The sequence below is a fragment of the Pseudidiomarina planktonica genome (assembly GCF_900177775.1).
In the GTDB taxonomy this organism is placed as follows: Bacteria; Pseudomonadota; Gammaproteobacteria; order Enterobacterales; family Alteromonadaceae; genus Pseudidiomarina; species Pseudidiomarina planktonica.
Window position 1 is genome coordinate 1,378,328 of sequence record NZ_FXWH01000001.1, and the last position, 19,595, is coordinate 1,397,922.

The 19,595-nt window shown below is 48.1% G+C and carries 14 protein-coding genes; 7 read left to right on the forward strand and 7 right to left on the reverse strand.

Going from position 1 to position 19,595, the window contains the following annotated elements; translation table 11 throughout:
• Window positions 1-4: 4 nt before the first annotated feature.
• The gene (gene ccoN / locus CCE91_RS06525; protein WP_086434404.1) at window positions 5-1,438 is read right to left on the reverse strand and encodes a cytochrome-c oxidase, cbb3-type subunit I; all 1,434 of its coding nucleotides are present in this window, start codon (window positions 1,436-1,438) and stop codon (window positions 5-7) included.
• Between the two features lie 390 nt (window positions 1,439-1,828).
• On the opposite strand from ccoN, the gene CCE91_RS06530 reads away from it, so the two are divergent.
• Window positions 1,829-2,122 (forward strand): hypothetical protein, encoded by a 294-nt coding sequence (locus CCE91_RS06530; RefSeq protein WP_126797141.1) that lies wholly within the window; start codon window positions 1,829-1,831, stop codon window positions 2,120-2,122.
• Here the strand turns inward: CCE91_RS06530 and CCE91_RS06535 are convergent.
• Complete coding sequence (locus CCE91_RS06535) at window positions 2,101-5,232, reverse strand: efflux RND transporter permease subunit (RefSeq protein ID WP_086434406.1); 3,132 nt, start codon at window positions 5,230-5,232, stop codon at window positions 2,101-2,103. The genes CCE91_RS06530 and CCE91_RS06535 overlap by 22 nt on opposite strands.
• The gene (locus CCE91_RS06540; protein ID WP_157984128.1) at window positions 5,232-6,302 is read right to left on the reverse strand and encodes an efflux RND transporter periplasmic adaptor subunit; all 1,071 of its coding nucleotides are present in this window, start codon (window positions 6,300-6,302) and stop codon (window positions 5,232-5,234) included. Before CCE91_RS06540 ends, CCE91_RS06535 begins: the two co-directional genes overlap by 1 nt.
• Before the next feature lie 257 nt (window positions 6,303-6,559).
• Between CCE91_RS06540 and CCE91_RS06545 the strand changes: the two genes are divergently transcribed.
• The 4 genes from CCE91_RS06545 (at window position 6,560) to CCE91_RS06565 (ending at window position 12,107) form a co-directional block, all read left to right on the forward strand.
• Complete coding sequence (locus CCE91_RS06545; protein WP_086434408.1) at window positions 6,560-7,063, forward strand: fasciclin domain-containing protein; 504 nt, start codon at window positions 6,560-6,562, stop codon at window positions 7,061-7,063.
• Window positions 7,064-7,286: 223 nt separating this feature from the next.
• Window positions 7,287-8,333, forward strand: coding sequence for an efflux RND transporter periplasmic adaptor subunit (locus tag CCE91_RS06555; RefSeq protein WP_086434410.1), 1,047 nt, complete (start codon window positions 7,287-7,289; stop codon window positions 8,331-8,333).
• Window positions 8,333-11,458 (forward strand): efflux RND transporter permease subunit, encoded by a 3,126-nt coding sequence (locus CCE91_RS06560; protein WP_086434411.1) that lies wholly within the window; start codon window positions 8,333-8,335, stop codon window positions 11,456-11,458. Before CCE91_RS06555 ends, CCE91_RS06560 begins: the two co-directional genes overlap by 1 nt.
• Entirely contained in the window at window positions 11,448-12,107 is a 660-nt protein-coding gene (locus CCE91_RS06565) for a DUF3047 domain-containing protein (protein WP_198677975.1), read from the forward strand. Before CCE91_RS06560 ends, CCE91_RS06565 begins: the two co-directional genes overlap by 11 nt.
• 224 nt (window positions 12,108-12,331) lie before the next feature.
• Here the strand turns inward: CCE91_RS06565 and CCE91_RS06570 are convergent, their stop codons facing one another.
• Window positions 12,332-12,706, reverse strand: coding sequence for a hypothetical protein (locus tag CCE91_RS06570; RefSeq protein WP_086434413.1), 375 nt, complete (start codon window positions 12,704-12,706; stop codon window positions 12,332-12,334).
• 206 nt (window positions 12,707-12,912) lie between these two features.
• On the opposite strand from CCE91_RS06570, the gene CCE91_RS06575 reads away from it, so the two are divergent.
• Window positions 12,913-14,850 (forward strand): Lon protease family protein, encoded by a 1,938-nt coding sequence (locus CCE91_RS06575; protein WP_234996274.1) that lies wholly within the window; start codon window positions 12,913-12,915, stop codon window positions 14,848-14,850.
• A 94-nt stretch (window positions 14,851-14,944) separates the two neighbouring features.
• The gene (gene fabA, locus CCE91_RS06580; RefSeq protein WP_198677974.1) at window positions 14,945-15,457 is read left to right on the forward strand and encodes a 3-hydroxyacyl-[acyl-carrier-protein] dehydratase FabA; all 513 of its coding nucleotides are present in this window, start codon (window positions 14,945-14,947) and stop codon (window positions 15,455-15,457) included.
• Between the two features lie 86 nt (window positions 15,458-15,543).
• On the opposite strand, the gene rmf is transcribed toward fabA, so the two are convergent.
• From rmf to uup, 3 genes are all read right to left on the reverse strand, one after another.
• Window positions 15,544-15,717: a ribosome modulation factor gene (gene rmf / locus CCE91_RS06585; protein WP_086434414.1), complete on the reverse strand. Its 174-nt coding sequence runs from the start codon at window positions 15,715-15,717 to the stop codon at window positions 15,544-15,546.
• Between the two features lie 201 nt (window positions 15,718-15,918).
• Window positions 15,919-17,667: a DUF3466 family protein gene (locus tag CCE91_RS06590; protein ID WP_086434415.1), complete on the reverse strand. Its 1,749-nt coding sequence runs from the start codon at window positions 17,665-17,667 to the stop codon at window positions 15,919-15,921.
• Window positions 17,668-17,671: 4 nt separating this feature from the next.
• Window positions 17,672-19,594, reverse strand: a complete 1,923-nt coding sequence (gene uup, locus CCE91_RS06595) for an ATP-binding cassette ATPase Uup (RefSeq protein WP_086434416.1) — start codon at window positions 19,592-19,594, stop codon at window positions 17,672-17,674.
• Window position 19,595: the final 1 nt, after the last annotated feature.

Here is a 19,595-nt window from a genome sequence, read left to right on the forward strand (position 1 = left end):
CTCCTTACGCGCTCTGGGCCGCATTATCAGTGGCAGTTAGCTGCTTTTCAGCGCGGATAGTCTTGTAGCAGTTGTATGCCATCAAGAGCATACCAGCGACAATAAACAACCCACCAACGAAGCGAACGAACCAGAACGGGTAAGATGCTTGTACCCCTTCCACAAAGCTGTAGGTAAGGGTGCCGTCGGTATTTACCGCACGCCACATCAGACCTTGCATAACGCCTGAAATCCACATGGCTACAATGTATAAAACCACACCTATGGTATGCAGCCAGAAATGGATGTTAACTAACCGCAGGCTATGGATCTGAGTTTGCCCATATAGACGTGGAATCAGATGGTACAAGGCACCTATAGTAATCATGGCTACCCAGCCAAGCGCACCAGAGTGCACGTGACCAATGGTCCAGTCGGTGTAGTGAGACAGCGCATTTACAGACTTAATCGCCATCATTGGACCTTCAAAGGTCGACATGCCGTAGAACGACAGGGATACAATCAGGAAGCGCAAAATAGGGTCGGTTTTCAGCTTATGCCAGGCACCTGACAAGGTCATGATACCGTTGATCATGCCACCCCAGGACGGTACAAAAAGTACTACTGACATCACCATGCCGAGGTTCTGAGTCCAGTCAGGCAGGGCGGTGTAATGCAAATGGTGCGGTCCGGCCCAAATATACAGCGAAATCAGACCCCAGAAGTGAACCACAGATAGGCGATACGAATAAACCGGACGCTCTGCCTGTTTTGGCACGAAGTAATACATCATGCCCAAGAAGCCTGCTGTTAACAGGAAGCCGACTGCGTTGTGGCCATACCACCACTGCATCATCGCATCGACGGCACCGGAGTAGATGGAATAAGACTTACCAAAAGATACTGGCACTGCCATGCTGTTCGATATATGCAGTACTGCAATAGTAATTATGAACGCGCCGTAGAACCAATTTGCCACATAAATGTGCGAGGTTTTGCGTTTCACCAGAGTTCCGAAAAACACGATAACGTAGGCAATCCAGGTAACCGCAATCAGAATATCAATTGGCCACTCAAGCTCGGCGTATTCTTTTGAGCTAGTAAGACCCATAGGTAAGGTAATAACAGCTGCAATAATAACGGCCTGCCAGCCCCAGAACGTGAACGCGGCCAGGTTGTCAGAGAACAGCCGAACCTTACAGGTTTTCTGCACCACATAATAAGAGGTAGCAAAGAGGGCGCTGGTACCAAACGCGAAAATAACCGCATTGGTGTGCAACGGACGTAACCGTGAGTAGGTTAACCAGGGGGTGTTAAAGTTCAGTTCAGGCCAGATTAACTGGGCTGCAATCAGAACTCCGACAGTCATTCCGACAATACCCCAAATGATCGTCATTATTGAAAATTGACGAACAACCTTGAGGTTATACTCGACTTCTTGTGGACTCGTTTGGCTCATCATAATCTTCCGCGGTAATGCTCTGAGTGAGAAACAGAGTTGTATGGTCTAAGACGAATGTAACAGGACAACGGACACCGCTAGCTGTGGTGCTCCTGCTCAAACAACCCGATTTTACGGTGTTCACCTGCAAAAATATAGTTTAGATTCCAAAAAATACTGATTTGGAACAAAGTTTTGTTGATAAACTCGGCAATTGTTTAATCAATGCGGTTAGACCTCAAATTGTGGCTATAGCTGATGCGATATTTGTTAAAATTGAGTGTGTTTATTTTTCTTGTGGGATGTAGTCCGGCGGACAGTCCCGAAGCTAATTCCGGGGCATTATCACAATTGAACCCTAAGGTTATTAGCGCACTTGATTCCATATATAGTAATAACGAAGCAAACTTGCAATTAGATCCACAGCAGCCCCGCGTGGAGCAAGAATTTCAGTTGTTACTGACTTTACCTTCTGAGGTGATGCCAGAACCCAGTGAATTGCGTGGCGTAGACATGTATATGGGGAAAATTCCGGTGCGGTGGCAGCAGGTTTCCGCTAACCTTTCCGCTAACCAATGGCAGGCCAGTGTGTTGGTGGGGGCGTGCAGCTTAGCGCACATGCAATGGCAGCTATCAGTGCCGATAAGTGGCACCGATAGTGCAGGCTACGAGCTTCAGTTTCAATTTTTCACCCAACGTTGACGCCACTGTAATACCAATATTGTAAGCGCCGGCAGTGCCGTTAGCGTAACCACAGTGGCCCCAATGAGACCAAACAATACAATAGCACCTACACCACGATAGAGTTCGGTTCCTTCACCGGGTATAAACACCAGCGGTGATAGCCCGCACAGCGTTGTCAGCGTAGAGATTGCAATGGGTCGAATGCGTGAATCAACAGCTTCGGTAACTGCAGTAACCACATCTTCAGCTTGCTCTTTCACATTTTCAATGGCGCGATGAACAATCAAAATAGGGTTGTTCACCACAGTTCCCATCAGAATGAGAAAGCCAAGCATGGTTATCATATCAAAGGGCTGGTTCAGTTCGCGCAGACCAAACATAGGTAACAACGAACCAATGCCATTCATTAGCGCCAGGCCAACCATTCCGCCTGCTATACCAAGTGGAATAGTAGTCATGATCAGCAGTGGATAGCCCCAATGACTGAAAATGGCCACCAGCAACAGGTAAATTATGACCAATGCAACAATGTAGTTACTGGACAGCGCCTCTTTGGTTGCATCCAACTGGTCTGCAGCACCTGAGATCGTGGTGTTCACATCAGTGGGGATCTGACCATCTTTAGTTAAGCTGCCAACCACATCAGTAAGTACCATTTCCACGCCTTGTTCAAGCGCGACCGAACGTGGCGGGATAATGTTTAAGGTTACCGTTCGTTGCCCATCCACGCGGCGTACGACGCTGGTATCCACGGTTTCAACGATTCGCGCCAATGCTGACAAGGGCACCGGCCCACCAGCCGGGCCATAAACCGGTAAGTCCGGTAAACTATCCAGCGCCACCTGCTGGCCGGCCGCACTGTATAGGAAGATATCAATTTTATCATCGGCTAAGAAAAACTCGTTCACAAAGGCACCATCGGTTAGCGAGGCCACGATGTAACCCAAATCGTCTGCATCCAGTCCCAGTTCCGCTAAGCGGTCCCAATTGGGCTTTATCTGCACCAATGGCTGCGCCAATGACAATGACGCCGGATTAGACTGAATACGCGGGTTATCAAACACCTCTTCAGCGCGCCGGAAGGCTGCCAGTGCAACGTCATATACGCTAACCAAATCAGGCCCTGAAATATCCAGGTTAATGCTGCGGGTACCACCATCGTTGCTACTAATAATAGAACCGCGCGATGCAAATGCCCGCATGCCCGGATACGACTCATAGCGCTCGGTAATAACATCCATTAATGCATCAATCTTGGCATCATCTTTGGTTTCAGCAATGATGCGTAAACTTTCCGGTGAAACACTAAGGGTAAAGGTAAGCAGGGCAGGTATTTCAACTTCGCCGCGATCGTATTGGCCCACTTCGTAATCTAACGCCGGGGTGAAATACTCACGTAACTCTGCGCCAATAGCACTCATTGTCTGGAGGTTGTAACCCGGCGGCGCATTCATCACCGCAAAGGTTTTCGCTTCCTCACCTTCAGGTAAGTACTCGGCCGGTGGGGTTAGCCAAATCACAATAGCGCCACTGGCAATAAGCGTTGTAACCAGCGTTGTTGCACGAGCTTTGCCGGAGTGAAAGGTTTTCCTTAAGCGCGCGACAGTGGCTTGTTGTAAATTTGCCGTCGATGAGGTTTTACCGGCAAATTTTAATCGCGCTAATATAGTGGGAACCAGCGTAATAGCCACCAGCATAGAAACCAAAATTGCGGCCGCAATGGCAATAGCCACATCGGAATACAACTGACCGGCTTCTTCGCGAATAAATAAGATAGGTAAAAACACCATCATGGTGGTTAAACTGGACGCTAATACCGCCGGCCATACTTTGCGCACGCCTGCTGCGGCCGCTTCAAAGCGTTTTAATCCGCGTTTGCGTTCTAACTCAATACTCTCCAGCACTACAATAGTGTTATCAAGCGTCATGCCGATGGCAAAGGCAATACCGGCTAATGAAATCACGTTAATGGTTCGGTCGAATAGTAATAGCCCCAAAAACGCGGCAATGGTGCATATAGGTACGCCAATAACACCAACCACAGTGGCTTTAACACTGCGTAAAAATAGAAACATAACTAAGGTGGCGAATACCGCACCTATGGCCAGGTTCTGCCATACGTTCGCGACCGAGGCTTCCACATAGCGAACATCGTCAGAATTTAGTTGCAAGGTCATACCGGCCGGGTTTAATACTTCGTCATTGATACGTTCAACTTCGGCCTGCATGGCATACTTTATGTCGATAACGTTGGAGCCAAGTTCTCGTTGCACTTGCAGACTAATAACCTGTTCACCGCGGAACCAAGACTCCGAGCGTAATTCATAATGATCAAAAACTACCACGGCTACGTCGTGAAGGCGTGTCACGCGATCACCTTGCTGGCTAATAATGGTATTGCGCAATTCATCTAAGTCGTCATAGCGACCAACGGTGCGCAGCAAGTATCGACGCTTACCACTCTCCACTTCACCCGCTGAGGCGTCCTGATTTCGCGCACGAATGGCGTCGCGCACCTGCGTAACCGGAATAGCCCGCGCGGCCAATTCCTGTCCATTTAAATGGATTTGGATTTGCCGCTCGGCACCGCCGCTAACACCAATTTGTGATACCCCAGCTACCGACGACATGCGATTACGTACGCGATCTTCCACGAAGTCACGCATCATGACCATATCAAGCTGGCGAGGATTGCCGGGCAGGGGAACCACCCGATAGTACATAAATGCGTTGCTGGAGAAGGACGCAGCAAATATCTGCGGTTCATCAACATTTTCAGGATAGTCAGGCACTTGGCTTAATGCGTTATTTACCAAAATCAGGGTTTCGGTAACATCCACCCCAAATGGGAAATCAAGTTCAATGGACGCCTGACTGCTGTTGGCGGTTGCGGTCATGCGTTGCAAGTTGGGAATATTGCGCAAGAATTCTTCTTGCTCAATAAGAATTTCTTTTTCTATATCTTGCGGAGTGGCGCCGGGCCAATTGGTTTGCACCGAAATAGTTCGTACTTCTAAGTCCGGGATCATTTGTACCGGAATTCGAAACGCCGCAAGAACCCCAAGCACCACCAAAATCAATGCGCCCACGGCCATGATAGTGCCGTGGCGGATAATAGCTTCAAACATTAGCGGTCACCGTTTGAGCTAGCTTCTACCAGCTCAACCTGTTGGTCTTGTTGCAACGACTCATTGCCGCGAACCACAACACGGGCATCAGCCGATAATCCATCGACAATCTCAACCAGGCCGTCAAAGGTGCGTCCAATAGTTACTTGCTGCTGAGATACTCCCCATTGATTATCGTCATTCTGTTGCGCGATCCATACTGCTGTGCGGCCGTCTGGATATCGCACCAGAGCATCCCGAGGAACAACCAGACCTTGTTCTGCCAGTTCAAAACGAAATTCACCTTCAACCGCCGCACCAATAATAGTGTCCTGGAGTAGCGCGTCGTTCGGTTTCACCCTGACCCTAAAAGTTCTGCTTGGTTGGTTCGCTACGGGCACTAGCTCGGCAACCCGTCCTTTATAGCTGCGGTCTTTGTTCAACAATAACTGAACCGGAAGGTCCTTTTTTATAAAACGCGCACTGGCTTGGGGAAGGTAGAAGTCCGCGTAAACTTGCTTAGGGTCGACCAACTGATAAGCAATATCACCAGGATTAACCCATTCGCCAGCAGTGACATAGCGCTCACCAATAATACCGGCAAAAGGAGACTTTAATTGATGCTGGCTTAAAATAACCCGACTACGCTCGGCATTCGCTGCGGCCGCTGTCGCATTGGCTTTCGCTGCTGCCAGCTCGGCACGCGCCCGGCGCACTTCACTGGTAGCGACACTTTGTTGCTGTTCCAGAGTGGCCAGTTCTTCAAACTGTTGTTGGGCATCAGTAGCTAATGCTTCGGCTTGCTGTTGTTCGGCTTCAGCAACAGCTACTTCACTTTGTATTAACTCAGCATCTAAACGCAATAAGGATTGCCCGTCAGTAACCATATCGCCGGCTTCAGCGGCAGTGGACTCTATTAGTCCCGCGGTGCGTACACTCACCTGTGCATTACGCAAACTCACCAAGGTTCCGCTAGTACGAATTACCTCAACAATGGCAGTTCGTTTCACTTCAGCAACAGTCACGGGATCTTGTGCATAAGCTGGCGCAAGGGGAATGCCGAGTATCAGAGCAAGGCAAAAGCCACTCACCAAAGCCCTGACAACTGGGGCAGGGCAAAGCAAGTCAAGTTGCGTAGTAAGTTTCGAATGTCTTAACAAATTAGGCATCGGCTTTGGGCTTCCTGTCTCATCATTGCACTTATGTTAGTTGCTACGTAGCGAGCATGTAAAAAAGATCGACGATATTTTCACTTACTATTTTTTTACATTTGATTAAAAACCATTCTAATAACTGAGGCGTATAACTCTGCGAACAACAACATTTAACAGCCTAAAGGAGTACAACTATGTTACGTTCAGCGAAAATGTTACTAACATCGGTATTTGTATTAGTTTTCTCGGCATCAGCACTTGCAAATCACCATGGCGAGAAGAAAGACATTATTACTATAGCAAGTGGCGACAGCCAATTTTCAACTCTGGTAGCAGCAGTGAAAGCTGCTGATTTAGTAGAAACCCTGCAAGGTGATGGCCCATATACTGTATTCGCACCAACGAATGCCGCATTTGAAAAATTACCAGCAGGTACTGTTGAGAATCTGTTGAAGCCAGAGAATAAAGCTCAGTTGCAAGCCGTACTGACTTATCACGTGCTAGGCCAAAAAGTGATGAGCAAAGACATTGCCGGTAAGCAGTTGGACGCGGAAACCGTACAAGGTTCTGCCGTAGCAATTGATGCCCGTGATGGTGTTATGGTTGGTAACGCAACAGTGACAAAAGCAGATATTAAAGCCAGCAATGGTGTCATCCACGTAATTGATACCGTTCTGTTACCACCTTCTGCAATGTAGTATGAAAGGTTTTCAGAACTTGTTAAAACGCACCTTAGGGTGCGTTTTTTATTGGCTACGAATATAAATGCCGATTTCAAGGCGCTGGTCGCACAAAAACAGTGCTTTCATCGAAGATGCACGGCCGCCTTTGATCAAGATCTGCTTAATATCTGTATACTTGCAATAACTATCACTATTGCTCACAACAGTGACCACAATCGATTGTACTGAGGATTTTTTCATGCGTTCAACCAGGCTTTTAGCCATCAGCTTATTCACCACCGCTATTATGATGAATAGTCCTGTCGGACATACGCAAAGCTGGGGAAGTGACCAGGGCGCCCAAGTAAAGGTTGAACAATTAACCTTCGAACGCGAACGCACTCGCGTTGATTCCGTAGGCACAGCTCAGGCAATCCGCTCCGTTAGTATTTATCCGGCCGTAGCAGACGAAGTTACTCAAGTTAATTTCAATGCCGGTGACAAGGTGGAAGCTGGTGCCGTGCTGGTAAAGCTAGATGCGCGTCGGCAGGAGATTGCGGTAGCCCGTGCCACCTTGGAATTAATGGATGCTGAGCGCACCTTGGATCGGTTGAAACAAAGTCGCGAAAATGGCGCAGTACCACAAAGTGACGTGGATGAAGCCGAAATAGCTCGCGATTTAATTGAAGTGCAACTGGACGAAGCCGAAACCAATCTTGAAGATCGCATGATTCGGGCTCCCTTTGCAGGCGTTGTAGGTATCACTGATGTTGAAGTCGGTGATCGGGTTACCACCACCACCATGATCACCACCTTAGATAAGCGTGACCAGCTCTTGGTAGATTTCCGTGCACCTGAAGCAGCGTCGGAACTATTGCGCAACCGCGCCGAACTGAGCGTGCAGCCATGGCAGAACCGCAGTGCAGAAATTCCCGCCAAAGTTATTAATGTAGATTCTCGTATTGATAGCGCCAGTCGTACTTTGCGCGCGCAAGCCGTGATAGATAATCAAGACGACTTATATCGACCGGGTATGAGCTTTCGCGTACGTTTACAAATTCAGGGCGACAGCTATGCGGTGATTCCAGAGTCGGCGCTGTCCTGGGGTGCCGATAGCGCCTATGTGTGGATTGCCGACAACAAAGAAGCAAAACGTGTTGAAGTACAAATTAAACAGCGTCTGGAAGGGCGGATTTTAGTTGCTGGCGAGTTAAGCCTGGGCGACGTGCTGATTACCGAGGGCATCCAAAGTCTGCGCAACGGCCAATCCGTTATCTTTAACGATGAGCAAGTGGGTAGCGACTAATGAGCAACGACATTAACGAAAACGACAATAGAGACCTGCCGACGGCTGAAGCGAATGATTTAGCGTCTACGTCGATTCGACGTCCGGTATTAATAGTTGTTTTAAACTTGCTTATTATTATTGCTGGTTTAGCGGCGTTAAATGGTGTTGAGGTGCGCGAGCTACCTGACGTTGATCGCCCCATAGTAACGGTAAGTGCCAGTTTCCCGGGCGCAGCTCCGGAAACCGTTGATACCGAAGTAACCAGCCGTTTGGAAGGCGCGGTAGCCCGGGTAAGTGGGGTTAAATCAATACGCGCTTCCAGTGAAGAAAATAGTACTCGTATTGTAGTGGAATTTCGCCCAGGTACCGACTTAGACGATGCCGCCAACGAAACCCGCGAATCCGTGAGCCGGGTGCAGCGCGAATTGCCGGAGGACGTGGAACAAGTTGCCGTTATTAAAGCTGATAACGACGCCGAATCCGTAGTAAGCCTGGCTATATCAAGCGATACCTTAGATTTAGAAACCCTTACGGAAATGGTTGAAACCGACTTGGCTCCGCAGTTTCTGAGTGTACCTGGTGTTGCTGATGTACGATTAAATGGTGACAGGCGCCGGGTACTGCGGGTAGTTATAGATCCGCTCCGGTTAACCAGTTTTGGTCTGGCCGTTACAGACATAGCCGAAGTATTACGCCAGGCGCCATTTGATGTGCCAGCTGGCAGCTTAAGATCCACCGATCAACGGCTTATTGTGCGTGCAGATGCTACCTCAGTTACGGCTGAGCAAGTAGAAAATATCGTGGTTCGCGGCGATACCCGCATTGGTGATATTGCGTCGGTTTACTTTGGTCCGGCCGATGCGCAAAGCTTGGTTCGGCTAGATGGCAAAACCGTATTAGGTTTGGGAATTATTCGTCAGGCGCGCTCCAACACCATTGAAATATCAGACGAAGTGCTGATGTTGGCGAAACAACTGAATGAACGCTTTCCAGAATTAGACATTAGCGTGACCAACGATGATGCGGAATTTATTCGCGGCTCAGTATCTGAAGTTATTACCTCACTCGGACTTACCATTTTATTGGTCATTGGTATTTTATGGCTATTCATTGGTTCCGGTCGCGCCACTATAGTTCCGGCTCTTGCCATACCGGTAGCGTTGATAGGTTCACTGGGCATTATCTGGGCATTGGGTTTCTCGGTTAACATTTTAACCTTGCTGGCTCTGGTATTAGCAACCGGCCTTATTGTTGATGATGCCATTGTGGTATCTGAAAACATTCAGCGCCGTCGGGGCATGGGTTTGGGCGCCAGAGCTGCCGCTGTTATTGGTACCCGCGAAGTGTTCTTTGCTGTTATTGCAACCACTGCGGTGTTGGTTGCCGTATTTGTGCCTATTGCCTTTTTACCTTCAACAGCAGGGCGCTTATTCCGCGAATTCGGCGGGGTACTTGCCGGTGCTGTTATCATTTCATCCTTTGTGGCGCTGTCACTAGTACCTGCATTAACTGCACGCTTGCCGCTAAAAGAGAACAAAGGCCATCCGCTTGGTGGTATTGGCACCAAACTACAGAATTTCTACAGCAAAACTCTGCACTGGGCGCTAGATAAAGCCTGGTTTGTGGTTATTGCCAGCATCGTTGCTGCGCTTGGTGCGGTAGCTGTGTACAGCCAACTTGAAAATGAACTTATGCCTCCGGAAGACCGCGGTACTATTCGTATTTTTGCGCGTGGCCCTGATGGGGTTGGCTTAAACTTTATGGATCGCCAGGCACGGGAAATGGAATCCATACTGCTGCCTTACGTAAATGGTGGCGATGTGAAGTCGATTAATACGGTGGTGGGCCAGTGGGATCCAAACCTGGTGTTTATTACCGTACAGTTGGAAGACTGGGAAGAGCGCGATCGCTCGCAACAGGAAATCATTGACGAAATACGCGGACCTTTATCTGAAATCCCAGGTGCACCGGCGCGCGCCTTCGGTTCGAACAGTCTAAACTTGCGCGGACAGGGCGGTGGTCTTGAAATAGCTCTGACAGGCGAAACCTATCAGGAGATATTCGTTGCCGCACAAGAGTTTGTAACCGTAATTCGTGACAATATTCCGGAACTGGGTACGCCACGTATTTCTTATCAGCCAACACAGCCGCAGTTGCGGGTGAATATTGATCGTCGCCGAGCGGAGCAATTAGGTGTGCCACTTAGCGATATTGCTGCAACCTTACGCGCCGCTATTAATGGTGATGATATCGCCGACTTAAACGTAGGTGATCAGTCAGTACCTATTATGTTGCAAGCAAATAGTAGCATGATTAATGATCCGAGCGATCTTACCAATCTGTACGTAGGCTCAAGCACTGGTGAACTGGTGCCACTATCGAGCCTTGCTTACATTACCGAAGAAGGTGTAGCTGCAGAGCTGGAGCGTCAGAAACAACGTCGTGCTATCGAAATCGACATGGAGTTACCCGATGAGTTTCCGCTGGAGGAAGCGGTTGAGCGTTTACGTGATTTAGGACAAGAAAATCTACCTTCAAACGTGGCTTTAATCTTCCTTGGTGAGGCTGAAGCCTATGAGGAAACCGCAAACGAGATTGCGTTAACCTACATCTTAGCCTTTGTTATTGTGCTCTTGGTGCTTGCTGCGCAATTTGAGAGCGTGAATAGTGCTATTGTTGTGGTATTAACGGTTCCATTCGGTATTGCGGCAGCAATTTTCGCCCTGTACCTAACTGGAAACTCCATTAATATCTACTCACAAATTGGTTTAGTGATGTTAATAGGGCTGTTGGCGAAGAACTCAATTCTGTTAGTGGAGTTTGCCGATCAGCTTCGTGACCGTGGTTTACCGCTGCGTGAAGCGGTCGAGAACGCGGCCAAAATCCGTTTACGTCCTATCGCGATGACCTTGTTCTCAACCATTTTAGGTGGTTTACCGCTAATTCTGTCATTTGGTGCCGGCGCAGAAGCGCGGAATGCCATAGGTTGGGTGGTATTTGGTGGTTTAGGTATTGCAGTAGTATTCACGCTGTACCTTACGCCAGTGCTGTATTTAGGCCTGGCACGCTTTACCAAGCCTCGTGCAGATGAAAGTAAACAACTGCATGACGAGCTTGCCGCCGCGAAAGACTATGGCCACTAATTTGGCCATCAGAGTAGCTCTGGTTGCTTGCGGAGTTGCTGTTAACCCAGTAACTGCGCAAGCTGCAGAGCCTTTGGTTTTTGCACCCAAAGACATTATTGAATGGGACAAACACTCCTTCAGTGGTTATACCGATTACGAACTAAGTGAAACTCCAACCGGTGAGCCCGCTGTATACGCAAGCTGCGAGCAGGGCACCGCATCGGGGTTATTCCTGCGCGAAGCCATAGATTTAACTAAAACACCTATCGTTGAATGGCGCTGGCGTGTGCGTGAAGGTATTGAAGGTAACAACGAGCAAAGTAAATCCGGCGATGATTACCCGGCCCGTATTTACGCAGTAGATGAACATAAACTACTGGTGTGGCGTACTCGCGCTATCAATTACGTTTGGTCCAGCCAGCAACAGCAAGGCAGCACCTGGGACAACGCTTACGCATCACAGGCAACCATGGTGGCGCTGCGCGGTGCTGACGATTTTAGCGATGATTGGCGCATAGAACGCCGCAACATTCGCGAAGACTTCAAACGCCTTCACGACCGTGATTTAACCGAGCTATCAGCATTCGCCATCATGACCGACTGCGACAACACCAAGCAAAAGGTGAGCGCCTGGTACGGCGAGATCCGTTTTCTTCCTGAAGAATAAGTAACTAGTTACCTAACGGCTATAAACTGACATGAGTATGATTTAACATAATATACATTATACGCAATCAATAAATAGGGAAAACCAGGGTAAGAACCGGCCGTTTTCGCGGCCTATTCATTTGAACTGGTTGTAACGGAATTTGAAGTCGATAAAATTGAGGATGTATTGAATGGAATCTGGCTACAGTTTTACGCTTTGGAAATAACTATCTTCCAAACCTGTTAACGCAATTTACGCTTGTACTCGGTTTCGGTAAAAAGTGTATCTTTGGTTTTGTAGTCGCCCATGGCTGATTCGGACGCTTTACCATTCGCTTTGTTTGGAGTTTTTACAGGCGCTGTTTTGAATACGCTTTGATTCAGCAACACAGAAATTCCCTGCAGGCAGAGATCTTGCTGATTTGAAAAGGTAAACCGACGTTGTTCTCCTTTAGGTGCGCTAATACCTATTAAGCTAAAGCCACCAACATTACCGTTGCGCAGAATAACCAAGGGTGAAGTTGATGAGTTCAGTACCTTTTTGACATCTTCGGCGCTATGCACGCGATGTTTCTGAGAGAATTCATCAATGATGATGTTGTTGCTTAAATCGATCACAATCTTATACTCATGAGTTCTACTTTTTGCATAGTTTACTCAGCTAGACCTGAATTTCCATTACTTATTGTTTACTTTTGGCTAAATTATGAGCTTCGGCATAGTCACCATCGCAAATAATCGGAGTTTTTAATAATTTCTTCATATAGATGTGACATCAGGTACAATTACCCTTTGTTGAATAAGCTACCCGGAACCCTATTTACATGACCAAACTGGCCATACCAAGCAAGCTAACTGCACAAGCTCTCATGCCTGATACTCAGATGCTGGCCAGCCAGCGTCCAGACAAGCTTGAATCCCGACCTTTAGTTGGGCAGCAACGTGCGGTAACAGCATTAAAACAGTCACTGCAGATACCCGGGCGCTATGCTCACGCTTACATCTCAACGGTTGCGGGCGTTCGTACCACGGATTTTCTAAAGGCTGTTATTGGTCAATGCGAGTTCCAACCGCAATACGTAGATTGGTTATATCTTGCGAATCCGGATTCAGCGCACCGCCCTGTTTGCGTTCAGGTGCCAGCCGGGAATGCTGGAACCGTTGTCGAAGAATTAGTGGCGCTGCTAGGTGCTACTGCCGATGAGCGTACACAACGCCAACAAGCGATGATTCAGGCGCATCAGAGCGACTCATTGACAAATTATCTAACCCGGTTAGGTAACTTAACCTTTGCTGACTTACCAGGTGACGAGTTGGCCAATGTGATTGTGGCGCATGAAAGTACGCAACCTTATTACTTATGTGATCGCGTTACCGAAGCCTCGCTGTTTGGCAGTATTAGACTGCAGTCAGTACAAGGCACCATTAGTTCTAACCTGCATTTAATTGAGCCAGGCGCCCTGCTTCGCGCTAATGGCGGCATTTTGGTTATTGATGCTGAAGAGCTGTTACGTCAGGAAGGTCTCTGGCGGCGCCTGAAGCACGTGCTAAAAACCAGTGAATTTCACTGGCCGCAACCAGGTGACGGCAGTATTGCCGCCTACTACGAGCCGCAGCCTATACCGGTTCGGTTAAAAGTGCTACTGCTGGGCGACCGCGATATATACGCTCAATTGCGCGAGCTCGATCGTGATTTTGATAATCTGTTCCCATACCTGGCTGATATTGCGGGCCATTACTCAATTACCCAGCAACCTATTGCCGACTATTTCCATTATTTGTATTACGTTTGGCAGGAAGCAAACGTATTACCGTTAACCGACGCCGCCTATGCCGAGCTATTGGTATTTGCTGCGCGCATTACCGATTATCAGCATGAACTAAGCTTAGACAGCATTGCACTCATGCAACTGCTGCGTGAGGCGAACAGTTTGGCCCTGGCCGCCAAGTTAGAGCGTATTGACGCAGACCAAATCCAGCAAAGCCTGCTGCAGTCACGGCATCGCAGTGGTTATATTGCCGAGCTTAGCCGCCGGGCGATTTTGGAAGAGCAAGTCTATATTGCTACCAGTGGCAGCGCTGTTGGCCAGGTGAACGGTCTTACGGTTATCAGTGCCGGCGGCACTGAGTTTGGTGAACCGTCGCGAATTACCGCTACCGTGCATTACGGCGACGGCGATATTATTGATATTGAACGTAAATCTGAGTTAAGCGGTAACATTCACACCAAAGGCGTGATGATTTTAACCGCGTATATCGCTAATTTGTTCGCCCGCAACGAACCTATGTCGTTGTCGGCCACCATTGTTTTTGAGCAGTCCTACCATGAAGTTGATGGCGATAGCGCCTCTATGGCAGAGCTTTGTTGCTTACTGTCGGCATTGGCTGATATTCCGCTACAGCAAGGTTTAGCCAGCACCGGCGCGGTCGATCAGTTCGGTCGGGTGCAAGCTATTGGCGCGGTTAACGAGAAAATTGAAGGTTATTTCGAGGTGTGTAAGGCGCGCGGCTTAACCGGCCAGCAAGGCGTTATTATCCCTACTGCCAACCTGAGCCAGCTAAACCTTAGCCGCGACATAGCACGTGCGGTTGAGGCCAATGAGTTTCAAATTTATGCGGTAGGCCATGTAAGTGAAGCGCTTGAGCTACTGTCACAAACGCCCGAACAGGAAGTGTTTGATCGTATCCGCGATCGTTTGCATCAACTGCACCGTCAGGAAGGTCAACCTTCGTTTTGGCAGCGTTTAACTAAGCGCGATTAAGTACTAAGATAAAGAAAAGAACTAATCGGAGTTGTTTAGCGTACAACTGTTCGCTAAGCTAAGCGCCGTATCTTTTACTAATCATCAGGTGTTTATGAAACAGACAAGCTACACACGTGAAGAACTTCTGGCCTGCGGCCGTGGTGAAATGTTTGGCCCTGGCAACAGCCAACTTCCTGCACCGAACATGCTTATGATGGATCGGATTGTGGAAATTACCGAAGATGGCGGCGCCCACGGTAAAGGTTTTATCCACGCAGAGTTGGATATTCACCCTGACCTATGGTTTTTCGGTTGTCACTTTATTGGTGACCCGGTTATGCCTGGTTGTCTTGGTTTGGATGCCATGTGGCAGCTCACCGGTTTCTTTCTGGCTCACGCCGGTGGCCCGGGCCGCGGTCGTGCACTAGGTGTAGGTGACGTTAAGTTCACCGGACAAATCTTACCTACGGCGAAGAAAGTTAGTTACTTTATTGATATGAAGCGCGTTATGAAACGTCGTCTTTATATGGGTATTGGCGATGGCCGTGTTGAAGTAGACGGAAAAGAAATTTATACCGCGAAAGATTTGAAGGTCGGACTCTTCACCGACACATCAAACTTCTAAGCTCTGCTGCACAAAGGCACAGCCTAAGAACCAAAAAGCCCGCCAGTTATTGCAACAGGCGGGCTTTTTTATTTTAACGGTGACAATTAGCGATAAAGTCCATCGCCCCTTGCTTCCATGGCATCACGCCAACCACCCAGCCATTGTGAGCGTATATCTGTTGATTGATAGGGACAGACTTCTTTGGAGCGCCCTGAAACGCCAGCTTTAAAACCTTGAGAATGTGCGCGTTCGAGGCGATCGCGTTTTTGTCTTTTCATCATTGATTCCTCGTCCTGCAAAGTATTGAAGGGATGTATATCTAATAAACAGGCAATCAGCTTTTTGTGATGCCTATATATAGAGATAGCAAGTATTGGAAGGAGTTCAATGAAGAAAATCGCACAGTGTCATAAAACGATAATAACTCTATGATACTGCGCGATTTTTAATATCAATTCTTTTTAGAATAAGAATTTTGGTTAGTTGAAAAATTTACGGCGAATTGTAATAAGCCCACCGATCAACAACATACCAAACGCCGAGAATAATCCTGTAGAAGCACCAGAGCGCTCAACTAGTCCTTGCTCTTGTTGGCAGTTATTTATCTCACCGCCGGTAGGATCTAGCTTCAGTGTTTTGGTGTCCGTGCGAATCTGCTGATTACCATTCTCGTCAGTGTAATTAACATTCACCAGAGCTGTTGCCAATACCTGACCGTTATCATTAATGTCTTCAGCTGACACGATGAAATAATCGGTATCACAACGAATGGTATCGTTCAGGTTAATCATTTCCATGTTGTCGGCGGTAGTGTCCATCATAAAACCAGCACGACGGCGATTGCCTGAAATAGTAGCTTCTACTTCCGCACTACCTACTATTACGCCACTGTTATTCACTGCTGTAACCACTGCAGCTGATCCTATGAAAAAGCTATCCAGTTCAACCAGTTCAGGTTCTGCGCTGCCTAAATCATACATAAAAGGGACATCGCGTAAGGTGTCGTTCACCAAACGTTTCACATAACCAACCACCAGACCGTTGTCATTGATATCAACTGCAGCACCCCAGCGATATCTTTCATCAACTGTAATTGGTAAAGCTTCGCCATCCTGGAAATATACTGGCATTTTCACGCGAATACCTGTGTTTCCATTGTAATAGGTCCAGCTCTGCCCTACTGCCACGCCATTGTTGTTCACTGCATAGGCATAGCTTGAATAATCTAAGTCATCATCTTCTGCATCGCGCTCACCCAAAGTGCCCAAATCGGTCGCACTAATCACATCACCGTTTGCATCGAGCTGCCACATAAAGGCATGCACGTCATAAATGGAGTTATTGCCGGTAATTTGGGTGCGATCAAACTGCGAACTGCGCAAGTAGGTAATTAGTGAACCCTGGCGTTGATACCAGAGGTTCCACACGCAGGCATAATCCGGGCGTGTTTCAACCGCATCGGTTTCTTCGGTACAGTTATCAATATCTTCTTGTGCCGATGGCGAAACACCTACGCTGGCATAGCCAACCGCCAGGTTGTTTTCATTGATATCAAGAATAGCCGATTCGCCGCCTAGCTGAGCCTGTTCAGGCGGTTCAACTGTTTTTAACTGGCCATCCCAGTACCATACGCCGCGACTAATAAAGTCGCGCTCGAAGAAAGTTTCTTCAACTTCAACGTCTTCACCGTCAACTTCCGTGGTGTAGGTATGTACCAGCGGGCGATAAGGAGCACTGCCGTAACCAACATAAACACCATTTTCGTTCAGTTGATACAGTGAGCTTTCGACTGCGTTTTCAAGTTCAGGAGTGGCCGGATCAGTGTCATTAAAAAATTGCAGCACTTCGGTGGTACCGTTACTAATCACAGCTCTGTTGGTACCAATACGCTGGTTACGCAAGTTACTGTTAAAACGGTCTTCCAACAATGGAATCAAGCGGTCATATTGTGCATCAGTAATGCTTTCTACCACTTCGTCATCGGTATCCTGAGGGATACCGGCCTGCCGACGCAATTCAGGTGTTATCCATTCGGGACGAATTTCGATATCTTTCGGAAAGCGACCCACGGCAGCAACCTGGCCACTATTATTAATAGCAGCAGGAATTAAATTCCGCAGGTTTTCTGGTGTTTCTATTTCAGTGAACTGAAAAGTATCGGCTTGTGCAGTGCCACTTAATGCGACCACAACTGCGGCGGCTAAGGTTCCATGAACAAAAATTTTCATATGATTACTGACTGCTCTCTTGTTGTAATTGCTCTAATTCGTCCCATCGCTCTAACGCTTGCAAAAGCTCTTCTTCAAGAGCCGCCATACGTTGCATAACAGGTTCTGTGGTTGAAACTGGCTGATTGAAAAAATCAGGCGCGGCAATTTGCTGTTGCAACTCGCCCTGCTCAGTTTCTAAAGCCTCTATTTGCTTAGGTAAAGCATCTAATTCACGTTGTAATTTGTATGATAACTTTTTCTTACCACTGCGACCAGCAACCGGCCGCTCAGAAGTCGTATCGCTGTGTGACAAATTGGAACTTGGTTTAGTTCCCACAGGCTCGTTAGATTGCGCCAAATAGTGATTTATTTCCGTAAAACCGCCCACGATTTCGGTGATTTTGCCCTGACCTTCAAACAGCAACACACTGGTAGCTGTGTTATCCACAAATTCACGATCGTGACTAACCAGAATAACAGTGCCCGAATACTCGGTAATAATTTGTTCTAATAGCTCCAGGGTGTCTATGTCCAAATCGTTGGTAGGTTCATCCAATACCAACAGGTTGCTTGGTTGTAGCAACAATTTTGCTAATAGCGCCCGGTTACGTTCACCACCAGATAAGGCTTTAACCGGCGTTCGCGCTTGTTTCGGGCTGAACAGAAAGTCCTGCAAATAGCTTAATATATGGCGGGTACGACCGTTGTAGGTTACATCCTGCTTGCCATCACCCACGTTTTCGGCAACTGACAACGCAGGATCCAGCTTGGCCCGGTGTTGATCAAAGTAGGCAACTTCCAAATTGGCACCAAGCTTAATAACCCCGGCATCTACTGGCTGCTGACCAAGAATAACGCGAATAAGCGTACTCTTACCACAGCCGTTCGGACCAACCAGCGCCACTTTGTCGCCGCGTAGCAAGGTGAAATCTAAGCCATCAATAATCACTTGCTCAGCAAAGCGTAATTGAATTTGCTCACCTTCGAATACCAACTTACCAGAGCGATTGGCCTGATTAACCGACAGCTTCGCCTGCCCTTGTTGATTGCGGCGCGCCGCCCGTTCTTTTCGTAAGTCCTGCAGGGCGCGAACACGCCCTTCGTTACGGGTACGGCGGGCTTTCACGCCCTGACGTATCCACACTTCTTCCTGAGCCAGTTTTTTATCGAATTCTGCGTTTTGCGCTTCTTCAATTTCCAGCAATTCCTGCTTTTTATCCAGGTACTTGCTGTAGCTACCAGGAAAGCTGGTTAAGCTACCGCGATCCAGGTCAATAATACGTGTTGCCAGACGGCGTATGAACGCCCTGTCGTGACTGATAAATAGCACCGCACCTTTGAAATCAAGCAAGGTTTCTTCCAGCCATTTCACCATTTCAATATCAAGGTGGTTGGTTGGCTCGTCAAGCAACAACAAATCAGGGTTCACAACCAACGCCCGCGCCAGAGCGACTCGACGCAACCAACCACCGGAAAGGTTCTCCATGGTGCTGTCAGCAGGTAATGCCAGCTTAGTCAGCACTGCATCAACTCGTGAGCTTAGGGTCCAGCCGTCAACCGCTTCTAAGGCGGATTGCGCGCGTTCCAGTGCGTTCAGCAATTGGTCCGAAGGATTATCATTTAACTGCGCCGACAAACGGTGATACTCACTAATAATAGCGCCGGTTTCAGCCAAGCCTTCAGCCACATAGTCATAAACCATTTGGTCAGAGTTCATGGGCGGATCCTGCGGTAAACGGGTAACTACCGCATCACCAACACGCTGAATTCGACCGTCGTCTAACACAATTTCACCGGCAATCGCCTTTAACAAAGTTGATTTGCCAGCGCCGTTACGGCCAACCAGACACAGGCGCTCGCCTGGTTCAATCACTAAATCTACATGATCAAGAATGGCTTGATCGCCAAAGGCGAGTTGGGCTTGCTGTATACGTAAAACACTCATA

What these genes read in the sequence shown, in the direction of transcription:
- ccoN (WP_086434404.1), bottom strand. Translation starts at nt 1,438, where the DNA reads ATGAGCCAAACGAGTCCACAAGAAGTCGAGTATAACCTCAAGGTTGTT.
- CCE91_RS06535 (WP_086434406.1), bottom strand. Translation starts at nt 5,232, where the DNA reads ATGTTTGAAGCTATTATCCGCCACGGCACTATCATGGCCGTGGGCGCA.
- CCE91_RS06545 (WP_086434408.1), top strand. Translation starts at nt 6,560, where the DNA reads ATGTTACGTTCAGCGAAAATGTTACTAACATCGGTATTTGTATTAGTT.
- CCE91_RS06555 (WP_086434410.1), top strand. Translation starts at nt 7,287, where the DNA reads ATGCGTTCAACCAGGCTTTTAGCCATCAGCTTATTCACCACCGCTATT.
- CCE91_RS06560 (WP_086434411.1), top strand. Translation starts at nt 8,333, where the DNA reads ATGAGCAACGACATTAACGAAAACGACAATAGAGACCTGCCGACGGCT.
- CCE91_RS06565 (WP_198677975.1), top strand. Translation starts at nt 11,448, where the DNA reads ATGGCCACTAATTTGGCCATCAGAGTAGCTCTGGTTGCTTGCGGAGTT.
- CCE91_RS06575 (WP_234996274.1), top strand. Translation starts at nt 12,913, where the DNA reads ATGACCAAACTGGCCATACCAAGCAAGCTAACTGCACAAGCTCTCATG.
- fabA (WP_198677974.1), top strand. Translation starts at nt 14,945, where the DNA reads ATGAAACAGACAAGCTACACACGTGAAGAACTTCTGGCCTGCGGCCGT.
- rmf (WP_086434414.1), bottom strand. Translation starts at nt 15,717, where the DNA reads ATGAAAAGACAAAAACGCGATCGCCTCGAACGCGCACATTCTCAAGGT.
- CCE91_RS06590 (WP_086434415.1), bottom strand. Translation starts at nt 17,667, where the DNA reads ATGAAAATTTTTGTTCATGGAACCTTAGCCGCCGCAGTTGTGGTCGCA.
- uup (WP_086434416.1), bottom strand. Translation starts at nt 19,594, where the DNA reads ATGAGTGTTTTACGTATACAGCAAGCCCAACTCGCCTTTGGCGATCAA.